At 57.8% G+C, this 15,689-nt stretch carries 8 protein-coding genes; 4 read left to right on the forward strand and 4 right to left on the reverse strand.

The annotated features are described in order from the left end of the window. Positions 1-267: 267 nt before the first annotated feature. Positions 268-474 (reverse strand): hypothetical protein, encoded by a 207-nt coding sequence (locus BM225_RS21730; protein ID WP_143095437.1) that lies wholly within the window; start codon positions 472-474, stop codon positions 268-270. Between the two features lie 1,880 nt (positions 475-2,354). On the opposite strand from BM225_RS21730, the gene BM225_RS20690 reads away from it, so the two are divergent. The 4 genes from BM225_RS20690 (at position 2,355) to BM225_RS20705 (ending at position 8,150) form a co-directional block, all read left to right on the forward strand. Continuing rightward, positions 2,355-3,032 (forward strand): hypothetical protein, encoded by a 678-nt coding sequence (locus tag BM225_RS20690; RefSeq protein WP_092465432.1) that lies wholly within the window; start codon positions 2,355-2,357, stop codon positions 3,030-3,032. Between the two features lie 422 nt (positions 3,033-3,454). Beyond that, a complete protein-coding gene (locus tag BM225_RS20695; RefSeq protein ID WP_177218677.1) occupies positions 3,455-5,644 on the forward strand; it encodes a DDE-type integrase/transposase/recombinase in 2,190 nt (729 codons plus the stop codon). A gap of 2 nt (positions 5,645-5,646) precedes the next feature. Next, positions 5,647-6,612 (forward strand): ATP-binding protein, encoded by a 966-nt coding sequence (locus BM225_RS20700; RefSeq protein WP_092465434.1) that lies wholly within the window; start codon positions 5,647-5,649, stop codon positions 6,610-6,612. After that, positions 6,612-8,150: a TniQ family protein gene (locus BM225_RS20705; RefSeq protein ID WP_092465435.1), complete on the forward strand. Its 1,539-nt coding sequence runs from the start codon at positions 6,612-6,614 to the stop codon at positions 8,148-8,150. The genes BM225_RS20700 and BM225_RS20705 overlap by 1 nt, the downstream gene beginning before the upstream one ends. Positions 8,151-8,391: 241 nt before the next feature. On the opposite strand, the gene BM225_RS20710 is transcribed toward BM225_RS20705, so the two are convergent. The 3 genes from BM225_RS20710 to BM225_RS20720 all read right to left on the reverse strand — a co-directional run bounded on the left by BM225_RS20710 (position 8,392) and on the right by BM225_RS20720 (position 14,852). Beyond that, complete coding sequence (locus tag BM225_RS20710; protein ID WP_072705622.1) at positions 8,392-9,948, reverse strand: alkaline phosphatase PhoX; 1,557 nt, start codon at positions 9,946-9,948, stop codon at positions 8,392-8,394. 116 nt (positions 9,949-10,064) lie between these two features. After that, the gene (locus BM225_RS20715) at positions 10,065-13,364 is read right to left on the reverse strand and encodes an error-prone DNA polymerase (protein WP_072705620.1); all 3,300 of its coding nucleotides are present in this window, start codon (positions 13,362-13,364) and stop codon (positions 10,065-10,067) included. Positions 13,365-13,370: 6 nt separating this feature from the next. Then, positions 13,371-14,852, reverse strand: coding sequence for a Y-family DNA polymerase (locus tag BM225_RS20720; protein ID WP_072705618.1), 1,482 nt, complete (start codon positions 14,850-14,852; stop codon positions 13,371-13,373). Positions 14,853-15,689 lie beyond the last annotated feature (837 nt).

Raw genomic sequence — 15,689 nt, forward strand, 5'->3', positions numbered from 1 at the left:
TTGGTTTGATGCGCCCACGAGTCTTTCTGATTTGTCTCATCCGCGGAGAGTTCAGTTAGAAATCGAATGACTTGGTTGGCAGTGGACGCCGCACACCCTCTTACTGGATATTTTCTCGTGAACCCATGAAGGGCTCCTTTGAGGCACTATGTACCTTGGCGAACATCATCTAGTAAATCACCGCTTTGGGCCGCTCAGGCTAGAAGTTGAGTCCGATCAACCCGACTTTGCAAAGGGCGCTATCTGCGCATTGCCGACCTTGGCCTGTCAAAATGCTGCGGGGCGCTTCGACAGTGCGGCCTGGTGAAGCTGCACTGCGGCGATGCAGGCCTTGGCTAACGGCAAATATGGGCCGAGAACGACGGCTGCCAAACTTAAGCGCGCACTTCTCGTGAAGCGCCGCCGCAACTCCGCTCTCAGCCAGTTGCGCAGTTGCGAGCTCTTGGCTGCCGCGTAATCCACGAACACGCGCATCGGCGTGTCCCAGGCCACCCGGCATCCATGTTTCTGAAAGACGTTGAGACCGTCCTTGCAAACGAACCCTGCGGTCCCGCCGACCGAACCCGCCTCGTCGACAAGCCGGAGAGCGAGGCGAGGCTTGCCCCGCCCACCAACGCCTGTGATCGCATGACCCGAGACCGGCTCGGTCCGTCATGCCATGCGCTGACGCTGTCCAGAAGCCGCTAACGCCCCCGGAAGACCGGGCTTTTCCGATTGAACGCCCTGAGCACGGCGGCTTTCCGACACCCTGTCTCCGAAAACCCCGGAGCCCCTTCCCTATCAGGTTTCACAGAGGCGGACGTGAACCTCGGCGGATCATACCGCACAAGCCCTAAAGCCCGCGTCCTGATACTGGGTCATGAGTAACGCCTTGGAAATAACTGATCACAAGTCGACGCATATTATGCAGCAAAATACATGCATAACGAGAATTCTATCGTTCCGCGCCCCTCTTATCTACCTTTTCGCAGGCGTTTAGCATTCCTGCGGTGCTGTTCCGCCTATTTCGCTCTCGGCTTTGCGCAGGCGCTCGGAGGCGCTTTGGCAATCGACACCTCATGATTGCAACGCAACTGACACCCAGATGCTTAACTTGGGTTGATCGCTTCGAAATTCAGTGCTTGGATCTTCGAGCTATAAATTATCACTTACAGAAAAATTGGCGCTCTTCTAAATTTTAAGGAACTACGCTTCGGATTGTGTAATTAATATCCACGAATTACACGTAATGCGCCAAGAAACTTTCACCGGTTTGGGTGAGTCAATTGTAAAAATACAATTTATTTCTGGCGTTTTTCGCTTGAAAATTCTGGAAGGCCGCTCCCATCGAGCAAGAAGACCTAAATCCTATCTCGATACTATACGTTCCCTCGGAACGATGTTCCTCGGTTAGAGATAGGAATTTTGTGGCCCATAACCCTATCGCAAACAACAATATTTTTCATTTTTTATTAAAATGTTGCATATTTGCGCCAGGGCTTCGGACAAGGAAAACATATGCCCGGTCCAAAATTGATATCGTCGCCCCCTATCGGATATCTTTGGCTCAAGAGGAAAAACGCACAAGGTTTCCAAGCTTGGACCCAGCCTTGAGCGCCACCCTCTTGAGTGGTTTTCAAGTTGCGCGCTCGGTTTCGCCAATTGTGGGGTGCCCGTGACGGTCCGCAAATGATGCGGCCCTTGCCGGATGGGATCGTTCGACATCTGAGCGGTGTCGCAAGATCTCAAGTGGATTTCGAGTGCAAGGGGTTCTTTGCGAGTGATCGATTCGCTTTTCGATTCCGTGTTTAAACGTTGATGTTTCGACGATCAGGAAAAGCGTTTGCGAAATACGAACAGCGATTTCGTGTGGCTTTTAGCGAGTGATTGGTTGTTCCGGCTTGAGTTTGTGTCTCGCACTTTTAGGGGGACAATATCTATGAATGCCCTGTGTAAAAAAACGAAACCTAGACGACCTTTAACCGACTGAAATTAAATAAATAAATCATGCGATCTTGCGGAGTGTCGTGTTAAATTACTCGGAAACAAACACGGAGAAATGCCGAGACACATTCAAAAACCGACACCGCTCAAATGAATGAAGCGATCTGCGCCAACAGACCGCCTCTTCACGAGAAGACCGAAGTCTACTTCTAGCAACTCTGAATCTAGCACGCCGATGCTGTTGGTTCAACGACGCCGGATCTTCTCGCTGATCAAGGACCTATTTTAGACGGCGCAATGCGCCGTCACGGTGGAGCTTTGCCCGCTTTCCAGCCTCATCGCTCTATGAGCGCAGCGGGCGGGGCAAATGTGCCCATAGGTCATCCGCAGTCCGGCTCATCGGGCTGGGTCACTCAAGTTGCGAGATAGCAATGTTAGATGAACGTTTTGATGGCGGCATTCTCTTGCCCGCCGAAAGCAAAGGTGATCGAAAGCCTCAAGTTGGTTCGAGCCACCATTTTACCAGCACCATGGTGTTGGGAGACGGGCCTGGTGTGCGTACCGACTTTGAAAGTCATACCGAACGCAAAGCGGCTATGGTACTGGCCTATCGCCGGAATACGCGCAGCTTGAAGACGCAAGTGCTCTTTGAGTGGTCTTCTGAACAGAACCAGAAACGCAGGCACTTCATCGATTTGGTTGTAGAGCGTACCGACGATCGCGTTGTGGGGTACGCAGTCCGCCCCGACAAACGTGTGAGCCAAAAGTACCTCGCCGATTTGGCGCGCATTAAGGAACAAGCCGTCGCAAAGGGCTTTTTGAACAACTTGCTTCTCATCAGCGCAGAAGACTTATGCCCAGTGGAAGTTCACAACGCCAAGCTGTTTCATTCGGTGATGCGCGCCGATCCCTTCGGCGACACTGTCGCAAAAGACGTTGTGCGCGGCATGTCTGGCTTGCGGTCGATCAGTGATCTTGTTGCGAAAACCAAATTGGAGGGCATGGGGTTTCGCGCCCTTGTGCGCCTGATTTGTTCAGGACACCTGGAAATGCTCAGGCATGAGAAAATCGGCTACAATTCCATGGTTTTCAAGAAACTCACCCCATGAGCTAGGACGATATCACCTTCAGCCCGAGGCATGAGCTCCGAACTCTGAGCCCTTCATATTTCCTCGCTGAACCGGCCCGCCATCAGACGCCGCTGTGATTTCTCGAACAATTTCTAAACCAAACCTCCCTGCCGAGCTCCGGCAGGGGTCTGAAAAGTACTGCCTCTAAAGGAACTCAACATGCCCACAAATGGCATTAATTCCCGGCCCTCGCCCTCAGCAAAGGACTGCTTGCGTTGGGAGCTTCCCCATTTTGAACGCAGGTTCACGCAAGCGCAGTGGTGCTCTCATTGCGCCCCCAAAGCCTAAGCGCATCCGGGCCCCAAACCATCATCATCAGACATTTTCACCTGCGGCACCGATCGGGTGCTTGCTCCCCAACCATGTCGCAGATGCGACTCTCACATCTGAAAGGAACAACCATGGATCTCTCCTTCAACAATCAAAACGCACACTTCGTATTCGGAAAAGACGATCGGGTTCGGATCGACGGGATGGCCTACCAGCCTGAGCGATGCACGGAAGTCGGCTATCTCATGCGCGTAGACTTCGGTTCAGGGCGATGTGTTCAATTTAGCCATGCAGAGCTTGGCCAATGGGGAGCAGAAAACCGGATTCAAGTCGATCGAAACTATTTCTTGCCGGAAGAAGCACGTCGGCGCTTAGCCAAACCTGAAATGTGCCTCTCCGCGTTGACTGGTAGGGCCGCTCGCCGCCTCGATAGGAGGGATTGCTATTGCACCGCTGCCGAAGAACTATATCGGGAAAAGAAGCTGAAGTACACTGACGCTTCGATTTTGGCAAACATGCGTGAAATTGTCGGCCGAGTTATGGAACTCGCACCGAAAGACGTGCCGCAAGGCGACACCACGCTGAAACCGACAGAGGATTTCGGCAACGCACCGGCTCCGCGCACGTTGCGTCGGTGGTTGGCTGAGCGAGAAGCGTTCGGCCTTAAGGGGCATCTTGATGCGATCGCGAAAAGAGGAAATCGCGCGCGGCGATACTGCCCAGAGGCTATGGCTCTGCTTATGCGTGTTGCGATAGGGTATCTGTCCCGCGACAAACCAACAATTAAGATGATCCATGAGGAGGTTCAGCTCGCTTTTCAGGAGCGCAACAAAGAACGCGCCAGCCGCGGCCTGCCCCCGTTCACGATTCCTAGTCGAGAAACGACGCGACGCTGCATTCGATCGTTTGATCCTTTCAGTGTCATGGTAGCGCGTGAGGGTGAGGCTGAAGCACGTAAAAAGTTCCGCCCGCGGACGACTGGGATTTCAGTCACTCGGCCGTTGGAACGCGTGGAAATTGACGAATGGACTGTCGACGTTCAGACGTTTCTCGTCACTTCGGGCATCTATGAACTTTTGACCGATGAAGAGAAACAGCTGCTCGGCCTCTACTTCGAGGAGGAAATTGATCCCAAAACTGGCAAGAAAAAACGAAAAAGGATGGCGCGTTGGACCTTAACGGCGGCAATTTGCTGCGCGACACGCTGTATCGTCGGGCTCGTCCTTAGTCGCAATCCCAACCCCGAAGCTGCGGTCCAGTTGTTGCATATGATCACTGTCAACAAGGGAGCCTGGGCTGACGCAGTAGGCGCGCTAACGCCTTGGGACATGTTTGGCACGCCCGAATTGATTGTCTTTGATGGAGGGTCAGCATTCAAGTCTCGTCGCTTCCGTAAAGCTGCTGAGGACCTCGGTGTCGCGTGGGAGATGGCCATCAACGGCGTTCCGGAAACGCGCGGCACCTGTGAGCGTAGCTTTTTGACCTTCAGCACTGATTTCGCGCCACGGCTCTCGGGCTACACCTTCTCGGATATCATTGAAAAGGGGGATGCAGATCCGGAAAAACGTGCAGCGCTTAATCTGGATGACTTCACGTTTGCACTCCTGCGCTGGGTTATCGACATCTACCACAACTCGCCCCATGGCGGCTTGAAAGGTGAGACGCCCGTACAGGCATGGCGGCGGCTTTCGAAGAAATACGGTGTCACGCCGCCGCCAAGCGCAGACATGATGCGCCTTTGCTTTGGCCGAGAGTTCGAGCGCAGTCTCGATAAGTCGGGGACCACCGTCCTCGGCGTAAAGTATCAGTCGGAAGCTCTTCAGACTGAGTTGCGTCTGAAGAAGCCGAAATCCCTCAAGGTGCGGTGGCACCCCAAGGATATCGGGGCAATTTCGGTCCAAGTGGACAATGCTTGGTACACCGTGCCGGCTGTAGATACCTCCTTGAAGGGTGTTGCGGCGCAGACCTGGCTCACCGCGGTACGTCAGGTGAAGAGTTCATCACCAAAATCCAATCGACTGGACAATGTCGCTGTGCGTGAAGCCATCAAGGCGATCAGCGAACGAAATGCTCAGGCCATGGGAAAGGCCGGCCTGAACCTGGAAGATTGGTCAGACGAACGCCGGGCGCGTGAAGAGAACAAGCTTCTTTCCGGGGTGGTGTTCTACGAGCCTCAGGTTCCGACGCAGGCAAAAGATGACCTTGGGCGCGAGATCCCTTCGTCAGCAGCTTTGCTTGGTGAGGATGACGCAGACGGCAAAACGCAGTCGAAGGGGCCCCGGAACAGCGCCACATCTTCGATTAGGTTCGAGGAGGATTGATCATGATGGATCTAAATCGTGCAGAGCAGGCCCTTGAGGGCCTGCGTAAGCTTCATGTCGGCACTGACCGCGATGGTGACGTTCAAGCACATATCTTGCGCCTGCTGGCGAAGGATGAGCATGGCAATCCAACCCACGTCGCCAAGCGTTGGACCAGAGAAGGTGAAACCCGCGGCTTCATGCTCACCGGTGCTCCCGGGAGCGGGAAATCACACCTTGTAAACCGAACGCTTCAAAAAATGCCCGCCCTTGAACCCCGTGAAGACGGGGTTCCGCGGTATATCAAATGCTCTGTACCCAGCCCCGCTACCTTCAAAAGCATGATCATGCAGCTCTTGAAGGAAACGGGATATCCAGCCGCGAGCCCCCGCAAAGAAAATTGGTTACTCGTACAGGATCTTCGGTACCGTCTCGAGTTGCTGGATATCGGCGTCATCTGGATTGACGAAGCACATGATCTGTTCTGTGCGGATCGTAAGCTCATTCTCCGCGCTCTTAAATCGCTCATGCAAGGCGGGGCTGCCGTGGCAATTATTCTGACTGGAACACGTGATTTGGCTGATGTGATCCGGAGCGACCAGCAGGTCAAAAGGCGGTTCACGGCAATGTCGCTGCCAGCCCTCGTAGAACAGACCGACGGCGCTGATTTTCAGACCATCTTGGAGCAGTACTGCGATCGGGTCGGCCTACTTCCACCGGCCGAACGTGATCTGATCGCGCGCATCTTTCACGGTTCGCGGTATTGTTTTGGACGGGCAATCGAACTGCTTTTGCAGGCTCTGGAGGTTGCCATCGAACGCTCAGATGAGCGGCTGGAAAATGATCATTGCGCCGCAGCGTACGCTATGAACGAAGCCTGTGAAGTCTCAGAGAATGTGTTCTATGCGGAGCGTTTCTGGCTCATCGATACGGATCCGGCACTGAGCGAATTCCTTGACAGCCCAAAGAAGCGGAAACGGTCGTACTGATGGATAAGCTCTTTCCCCACATTCCCTTCTCTGATGATGAAACCCCATTGTCATGGGCCGCGCGGCAAGCGGCCTTTCATACTGGCGGGCGCCTGGTTCCCTTTTTAAAAGACCTCGCGGTTTCCCCGCGAGATTTGTGGCGTGGGGAGCCTGAGGCCATCGAAAGCCTCTGCGCCAGAGCAGGTGAGGACACCGAGCGTGTTCTCAGAAACAATATCTTGGCGATTACGCCACATTTGCTTCAGTTGCGCGGAGAGCAATTTGCGGCAGATTTCACAACTCGGTCCGAGACGCAGTTCTGCCCAATTTGCTTAAAAGAAGACCGCCAAAATCAGCCTCGGCCATACGTTGCGATGCTACATCGTCTAAACTGGCGTCTTTCACATGTACGCACTTGCCCAACCCACAACGTTCCGCTCCACAGCGTCAATGCGGGCAAAACTTCTGGTCACTATTACGAATTGCATGCGATGGGGGACGCTGTTTTTGAGGCTCGGCCCCTTAAGCCGCGTTCGCCATCTCCCTTGCAGACTTACATTGAATCCCGGCTTGACGGAAAAACTGGACCCGAATGGTTAGATGGGCAGAGGATAGACTACGCTGTCCGCGCAACTGAACTGTTGGGCGCGTTGATCGTTTTTGGCCCGAACCAATCGACCACCAAAATGACGCCTGACATGTGGGATCATGCGGGTCGCGCGGGTTGGGAAGTCTCTACAAACGGCGAGGCTGCAATTTCTACGTTTTTGACGGATACCATTTCCGAGGCCGCCAGAAAGAAGCGGGTGGTAGGTCCGCAAAATTCGCTCGGCGTTGTGTATCGCTGGTTGGCGAAGGCCAAGCAGCCAGCAGATTTTCCGCTCGCTGAAATCGTACGAAACGCCATCGTCGAAAATATGCCGCTGCAACCTGGGCAGAGTGTGCTGGGCACGCAGGTCGATCGCCCTCGCTTTAGAACCGTTGCCTCTGTGGCGTCCCGCATGAAAGTCTCATTCAAGACTCTATACGACGAGTTGGCTGCTGCCGGGTATGTCGATCCAGTAAATCGGCCCACTGGGTCGGCGGTCCTAATCGACACTCAAAAAACGCCTGATCTCGTTGAAGCATTGGAAAACTCCCTGTCAATGAACGAAGCAGCGGACACATTGATGATCCCACAACCTTTCCTGGTTCCGCTTTTGAACATCGGCAGCCTGGAACGCCTCCATCAAAGGTTCGATCTGAGCGGTAAAGTTGGCAAGCAGATTGATGGCAGACAGGTTCAAGAAGTGAATGAATGCATTGAGCGCGTTGTCGCGATCGTTGGCAAAACACCTCGAAACTATGTCGATCTTGATGCGGCTCCGAAAGCTTGTGGCACAGATCTTCCGACGCTTCTCCACCTGTTGCTCAATGGATATCTATCGAAGGCAAAGAGGAAAGACGGGACACATGGTCTCAAAGCAGTTTTGATTGATCCCATTGAAGTCAAAGACCTGCTTCGGACCCATAAATTCAGGATTGATTACAAACAGCTGAGGATGGTCAGCCACGATTGACGATTTTCCTCGAACAAAACGAAAAAATGCCACCGAGCGGTGGCATTTTTTTTGTTCGTTCAATGGTCATTTTGAACGTGCACAAAGGACAAACTTGCCGCCCCACAAGAAACCACACAGTAGATGCGTAGAAAAATCAGTGGGTTACAAACGACCCATTTTCAGAAAAGGTCATTTTATTGAGGGCGGGACAGGGAGGACACAAAATGCCCTCCCCTTTATCACGATCTCTGCCAGCCGATTACGAATGCTGACCTTTGGTCCAGATCCACAGAGCGTTGTTCTCGTGGTTGCCGGTGTCTTCGCCGATGATGACCTGACCGTTGGCGCGCACCAGCAGGTTGTCAGGGTTCGAGATCGAGTCGACGGGGCACTGGTTGACCTCTGCGTCACCGTTGTAGCCGTGGCCTGCAACGACGGGCACCATCTTGGAGACGTTGAAGTTTGCGTCCAGTTCCATCTCGTAAACTACGCCGCACTTGTTCTCGGCGACGTCGATATGGCCTTCGCCATCTGACATGGTTTTCGAAACCTCGGACATTGCAACGTACATGTAGGGAACCGACCCGTCAGCCGCTGCGTCGAGGTTGATGTTCACGCCTTCCATTTTGCGGAACTCGGCGGTGGCGCCGATCGCCTTGGCCGCTTTGTTCGACTCTAGGAATGCAACGCGGGCATCCGCCGCTTCGCCGTTGGCCCATGCTGCAACCTCTTCGTCAGAGATGTAGTTGGTTGCCCCAGCCGCGAAGTCTTCGGGCTTGATACCGTCGTATTCAGCGACCCAGCCTGCGATCTCGTCTTCAGAGGCGTGGCCCAGTTCGATCCACTCCATGCCGAACGCCGTGGTGGCCGCGTCTGCGCCCGCGCCCGCTTCCTGAGTCAGCTTGGCCGCGTAAAGCGTCCCCGAGGACAGGTCGCCCGCAGTGTCCGCAACAAATTTGAAGAATGCCTGACCAGTGCCGTCCGATGTGGTGTAGGCGGTTTTCTGGTCGGGCATGACGACTGAGTTTTCGTGGCTCATGCGGCCCAGCGCCATGCGCTTGACGGGGGTCGCTTCGCCTGCGGGATCGGTGATCTCGACGATGAAGCCGTAATTATAAGGGTTCGGGTATTCGCCCAGATATGACGCCAGCATCTGGGTGTCTTCGTGGTACTTGTACTCAGGGTTGTTCCACTCGGCGGTCTCGTCAAAATAAAGCTCTTCCGAGGTCAGCGGCGTGCCCCAAGGCGATACGGTGCCAAAGCAGTTGACCCAAGTGCCGCCCACTTTGGAGAAGTCGACCATCTCAATGTTGCCAACGGTCCACTTGCCGTCCGCGTCACGAGTCAGCGCGGCGCGCGACATCCCGCCGGGGCGGTTTTCCCAGTTGGTGAACAAGAAGCCTTCGTTCTCGGATGTCGGCACGTAGCCGTTGAAGTCGGGGTCGTTCGAGATCAGCAGCTCCTCGCCCGCGATCGACTTGATGATCCCGGCGACGTTCTGATCACCCTCTTGCATCAGAATTTGGTAGTCACCAAGCGAGGTGACGACCGACGATTTGCCTTCGATATCCGAGGGCACAGCCGATTCAGCAGCGTCCCAGTTTGCGTTTGACACGACGCCAACGGTGGCTTTGGCAAAGGTGCTGTTCAGCTCGTCCGAGGGGTGCTGGACGTTGAAGAACAGGTCACCATTCTGCTCGAACAGGCCGGTGATTTCACCGTCTAGCGGGACGGTCGCAACGCGGGTCAAGCCGTCGGCATAGGCTGCCGAGGTCATCGCGGTGGCTGCCAGAAGGACTGCAATCGTCTTTTTCATAGGTCGCTCCAAATCATGACACATCCCCTGTCCCATTCGGGACGGGGTCTGTTGGCGGAGCTATCAGCCGGATGTGACTATTCGCTTTCACTGCGGTGAAGGTTTTGTGACGCCCGTCAGTGGAAATCCCGACTGGGGAAAAGCCGCTTGGCCTGTTCCCGCGGATGCCGTGCACGGGGGGCTGGCGGGCCGGATTGCCATGTTTCTGGCTTCTGCGGGCCTTCGGGATCAGACAGGCGCGAGAGCATCCACGACAGATCCTCGACCTCTTGGGCGATCACATGGACCACCTGCCCTTCGCGCTGGATATAGCCGTTGATCCGGACCAGCCGCCCGCCAATCACCGCACGGCGGAACTGTTCATAGATCTTTGGCCAGACGACCACGTTGCTGGTGCCGGTCTCGTCTTCGAGCGTCATAAAGATCACCCCGCTGGCCGTGCCGGGCCGCTGACGTGTGATCACCAGCCCGCAGACCGACGTCCGCCCCAACGGCGCCGTGGTCAGCCGTTCGTGCGCCAAAAGGTTCGGAATATGGGGCCGCAGCAGTTCCATCGGGTGCGCGCGCAGGGACAGGCGCAGGGACAGGTAGTCGTCCACAACCTCTTCGCCCAAGGTCATGGCGGGCAGGTTCACATCCGGCTCAATGATCCCCTCTTCTTGGCTGAGGTCACTGAACAGAGGCAAGGGTTTGGGGGCCCGCAGCGCCTTGACCTGCCACAGGGCGTCGCGCCGCCGCAGCCGCAGATCGGCAAAGGCATCGGCCTGCGCCAGCTTTTCCAGCGCCACAGGGGGCACACCCGCACGCCGCCACAGGCTCTCGACGCTAGCATAACCGTTGCCACGGGCGGCGCTGATCCATTGGGCATCCTCTTGACGCAGACCCTTGACCTGCCGGAAGCCCAAGCGCACCGCCAGTTGCCCGTCGGGCCTGCGTTCCAAAGTGTTGTCCCAGTCGCTCATGTTCACGCAGACGGGGCGGATTTCGATCCCGTGGTCCCGCATATCCCGCACGATTTGCGCAGGGGCATAAAACCCCATGGGCTGCGAATTCAGCAGCGCACAGCCGAACGCCGCCGGATGGTGCCGTTTGAGCCAAGCGGACGCGTAGACAAGCAGTGCGAAACTGGCGGCATGACTCTCGGGGAAACCGTATTCCCCAAAGCCCTCGATCTGGCTGAAACACCGCTCGGCAAAGTCAGGCGCATAGCCCCGCGATAGCATCCCGCCCACAAACCGGTCGCGGAAGGTGCTGATCGTCCCCATCCGCTTAAAGGTCGCCAGACTGCGCCGCAGACGGTCCGCCTCGCCCGGACTGAAGCCCGCCGCGACGATGGCGATCTGCATGGCCTGCTCTTGGAACAGCGGCACCCCCAGCGTTTTACCCAAGACATTACGCAGGTCTTCGGAGGGCAGCATCACAGGCTCTTGTCCCTGCCGCCGTCGGATATAAGGGTGCACCATGCCGCCTTGAATGGGACCGGGGCGGACGATGGCGACCTCGATCACCAGATCATAGAACTGGCGCGGCTGCATCCGCGGCAAGAAGTTCAGCTGCGCGCGGCTTTCCACCTGAAACACCCCGATCGCATCTGCGGCACACAGCATGTCATAGGTCCGCGCATCCTCTCGCGGCAGGTTCTCTAGCGTGTAGCGTGGCCCGCCCTGTCCCGCGATCAGGTCAAAGCTTTTGCGGATGCAGGTCAGCATCCCAAGGCTCAGCACATCGACCTTGAGAATGCCCAAAGCATCAATGTCGTCCTTGTCCCATTCAATGACCGTGCGCCCCTCCATCGCGGCGTTTTCAATCGGGCACAGCTCATCCAGCCGCCCGCGCGTGATGATAAAGCCCCCAACATGCTGCGAGAGATGACGCGGGAAGCCCGTGATCTCTCCGATCAGGCGCAGGGTCAGGGCCAGCCGCCGATCATTCGGGTCCAGCCCCAATTCGCGCACGCGCTCGGGGTCCAGTCCACTGCGGGACCACCCGCTGGCCTGCCCCGCCAACGCGCCGATCAGATCCTCGCTCAGGCCCATGACCTTGCCGACCTCGCGTATGGCGGCGCGGCTGCGGAAATGGATTACCGTGGCGCACAGGCCCGCGCGGTGCCGTCCGTATTTCTCGTAGATGTGCTGGATCACTTCTTCGCGGCGCTCGTGCTCGAAATCCACGTCGATATCTGGCGGCTCGCCCCGCTGTTCGCTGACGAACCGCTCGAACACCATGGTGATCACCTCTGGCCCCACCTCGGTCACGCCCAAGGCATAACAGAGGATCGAGTTCGCCGCCGACCCGCGCCCCTGACACAGGATGCCCTGACTGCGGGCGAATTCCACGATGTCATGGACAGTCAGAAAATAGGCCGCAAAGCCCAGCTTCTCGACCAATTGTAGCTCTTTGGTGACCATCATGCGGGTGCGTTCGGTGATGCCCGCAGGGTAGCGCCGCCGCAAGCCCTGCTCGACCAACCGCGCAAGTCGCGCCTGAGGCGTCTCGCCGTCCGCGATTTCGTCGGGGTATTCATAGGACAACTCCGACAGGTCAAAGGCGCAGCGGCCCGCAACCTCTGTCGTGCGGCGCAGGGCGGCGGGATAGGCCGCAAAGATGCAGGCCATGTCCTCGGGGCTTTTCAGCCTGCGCTCCGCGTTCAGCAGCGCGTGCTGGCCGATCCGGTCGATCACCAGCCCCTCGCGCAGGCAGGTCAGCACATCGGCCATCTGGCGGCGGCTGGCGTGGTGCATCAGCACATCATTCAGCGCCACCATCGGGGCCGAGCACGCCTGCGCCGCCCGCGCGCAACCCGCCAAGTGGGCCGCATCCGTCCCGTCATACCGCGGCGCCGCCCCGAAATAGAGTTGCCCCGGTGCCGCCCGCGCCAACTGCGTCAACTGCCCCAGCATCCGCGCATCTTCGGGGTCAGTCATGGGCAGGGCGACCATCACCAGATCGGCACAGTTTTCCAGCAGGTCCGCAAATCCCAGATCGCAGCCCCCCTTGTCCGCGCGCCGCTTGCCCAAGGTCAGCAGCCGCGACAGCCGCGCATACCCGTCGCGGTTCATCGGATAGGCCAGAATATGCGCCTCGCAATCGCGCAAGACGATCCGCGACCCCACGATCAGGCGCGGCAGATGCAGGACTTGCGCGGACACCGTCTCGGGCCTTTGCCACTGCTGACGGCTCGACGGATCCACCCCGACCGAAGACCGGATGACCACAGTCGCGCCCTCTTCTTCGGCGGTGCGCTTGAGTTCCCGCAAGGCGGACCACGCCCGCACCACACCAGCCAGCGAATTACGGTCGGTGATGGCCACAGCCTCCAGCCCCAGTTCGGCGGCACGGCTGACCATTTCCTCAGGGTGCGAGGCCCCGCGCAGAAAGGTGAAGTTCGTTGTGACAGCAAGCTCGGCGTAGGTCATGGCAAATCAGAACAGCCCCTGCACGTACCACGCAGGGTCTTGGGGCGTGTGGAACATCCACAGCCGCCAGCCCTCGCGGGTTTGCACGCGCCAATAATCCCGCAGGCCCGACCGCCACGCAGGATCGTCCAACCACCATTCGGGGGCGATCCGCTCTGGCCCCTCGGCCTCTAGCAGGTGCAGGTCCATCCGCCGCCACCGGAACCGGCGCGGCACGGCCCGCGCGCCCGACCCGCCCACGGATTCGGGCGCAAAGATCAGCACAGGCCGCGCCCGAGGCACATCCGGCCAGACCCGCGCCGGTTCGGACCACGCCGCCGCTGCTGTACTGAACGCCCGCTCGGGAATATGGCTCTCTGCCGGTTGCCAGCGCAGGACGTTTTCCAACCCCAAGCGCCCACCGAGCCGCGTCATCAGATCGGCCAAGGCCCCCGCCCGCGCGATATCCCCGGGCACCGAATGGGCGGTCACCTGTTCGGGCGGCAAAGCCTCAGCCACCGTCGCCTCCAGCCGCATCTGGTCGATGCCATAGCCGGCGTCGATCTCGTCCACGCCCTTGGCGAACAGAGGCGCGATGTCATCCGGTTTCCGCATGGGCCGCGCCAGTCGCAACTCGACCGAGGCATCGCGCAAATCCACCCGCCGCAGGGTCAGCAGCAGGGTTCGCGCACCCTCTCCGCTCTCCTCGAGCTGCGGACAAAGCTGCCCCAGCAAATGCCGCACCCCCTCCATGACATCGTCGGTCCGGCCAATGGGCTCGGCCAAGGTCAGTCGTGCCGCAGGGCGTTCGCGCTCGGCTACCGGCGTGATGGATTCGGGCTGCCCCCCCAGCGCCTGATCCAACCGGACCAAAGGCTGCTGCCCGAACCGCCGCCCCACTGTCGCACGAGGCAAGGCCGCCAGATCCGCCACCTTGCGCACCCCCAAACGGGCGAGCCCCTCGATCACGTCGTCCTCCAGCCGCAACGCGCCCACGGGCAAAGGCCACAGACGCGCGCGCACCTGATCCCCCAGCGCGATCCCTTCGTCATAATGGGCCAGCGCCCACGCCGCCCCTCGCGTCGGGGCCACCCCCAGCCGCACAGTGAACCCGGCCCGCATCAGACGCTGACGCAGGTCAGCCATCAACGCCTCTGGCCCGCCCATCAGGTGCGACGATCCGGTGATATCCAGCACCAGCCCGTCCTCGCCCTCGAGCCCGACCCAAGGGCAATACCGCCCCGCCCACCGGGCCAGCATCCGCAAGAACCACGCATCCCCGCGCGGATCGGCGGGCACGGTCGTCAAATCCGGGCACATGGCCCGCGCATCGGCCAAGGCCATTCCCGCCTGCAATCCGGCCCGCGAGGCCGCCATGCTCAAACATGTAACCTGCTCTGACCCGCGATTCCGCCCGACCACAGCAAAAGGCCCCGCCACCGAACGGCGACGCAGGGCGCGCTGGCTGGCCAGACGCAGGAACCAAACGGACAGTATCTCGCGACTCACAATGAACCTCCGACTCGAATGTTCACTATATGTTCTATTTACCAAACTGTCCCGCCGCGCAAAGGGGGTCGGTGATTTGAAAGTTCAAATATGAGAAAACCGCCGCGCCATTTGGTGCGCGATCAGAGAGACCTGACACGCGGCGTAATCCCCGCAGAACGTCCGATCGCGTCGGATCGAAAACGCCCCTCAAACACAATCGTTTTAGGCTCCGAGGCGCCAGCTTCTTAAATACGGGCTGTCAGAATAGTCGGATAGGTGCGCCCGGGCACGCAATCTCGAAAATCAAACTTCATTAGCTGCTTCAAAGGCGTGTTCGATTGCAGCGGAAAGCTAGGATGCTCGACGCATTTCACGTCTCCAATTCTCAGTTCAATCGAGAGCACCTGGATCGGAGTCTTTCGACGATTTGTAATGACCGCCGTTTCACTGAAGGTGGTTGATCCAAAAAACTTTTCAGGATTATGAGATACTGTGGGAGGCAGCGACGCAAGACGCAAAAAAATTGTTCGCGCAAGGTATTAAGGTGGATAGCATTGCTTTTACTCTCTTCTGGGGTAAGCAGAAGCTATACCAAACGCCAAATCCAGTCGAGCCTTCGCTCAGAAATATGACGCCCAAATAAAAAAGTGTCGTCCACATCTCAGGCCACAGAAGGCAAAACCGTCAGGCACAGATCTGCTGACGCTCAACGCCTATCGTCATTGGTTGCACGATCTCGGAAGTCACACCAGCCAACATCCAATCGCTTGTGGCGAATGCTGGTACCCGCGGCCTCTTTCTGAGGTGGTTGGGTTCCCGTTACAGGCACCGCTTGAGCCAAAAGCCTCAGCAAAA

It is taken from the genome of Donghicola eburneus, from assembly GCF_900115865.1.
GTDB lineage: Bacteria > Pseudomonadota > Alphaproteobacteria > Rhodobacterales > Rhodobacteraceae > Donghicola > Donghicola eburneus.

What these genes read in the sequence shown, in the direction of transcription:
- BM225_RS20715 (WP_072705620.1), bottom strand. Translation starts at nt 13,364, where the DNA reads ATGACCTACGCCGAGCTTGCTGTCACAACGAACTTCACCTTTCTGCGC.
- BM225_RS20710 (WP_072705622.1), bottom strand. Translation starts at nt 9,948, where the DNA reads ATGAAAAAGACGATTGCAGTCCTTCTGGCAGCCACCGCGATGACCTCG.
- BM225_RS20690 (WP_092465432.1), top strand. Translation starts at nt 2,355, where the DNA reads ATGTTAGATGAACGTTTTGATGGCGGCATTCTCTTGCCCGCCGAAAGC.
- BM225_RS20700 (WP_092465434.1), top strand. Translation starts at nt 5,647, where the DNA reads ATGATGGATCTAAATCGTGCAGAGCAGGCCCTTGAGGGCCTGCGTAAG.
- BM225_RS20695 (WP_177218677.1), top strand. Translation starts at nt 3,455, where the DNA reads ATGGATCTCTCCTTCAACAATCAAAACGCACACTTCGTATTCGGAAAA.
- BM225_RS21730 (WP_143095437.1), bottom strand. Translation starts at nt 474, where the DNA reads ATGCGCGTGTTCGTGGATTACGCGGCAGCCAAGAGCTCGCAACTGCGC.
- BM225_RS20705 (WP_092465435.1), top strand. Translation starts at nt 6,612, where the DNA reads ATGGATAAGCTCTTTCCCCACATTCCCTTCTCTGATGATGAAACCCCA.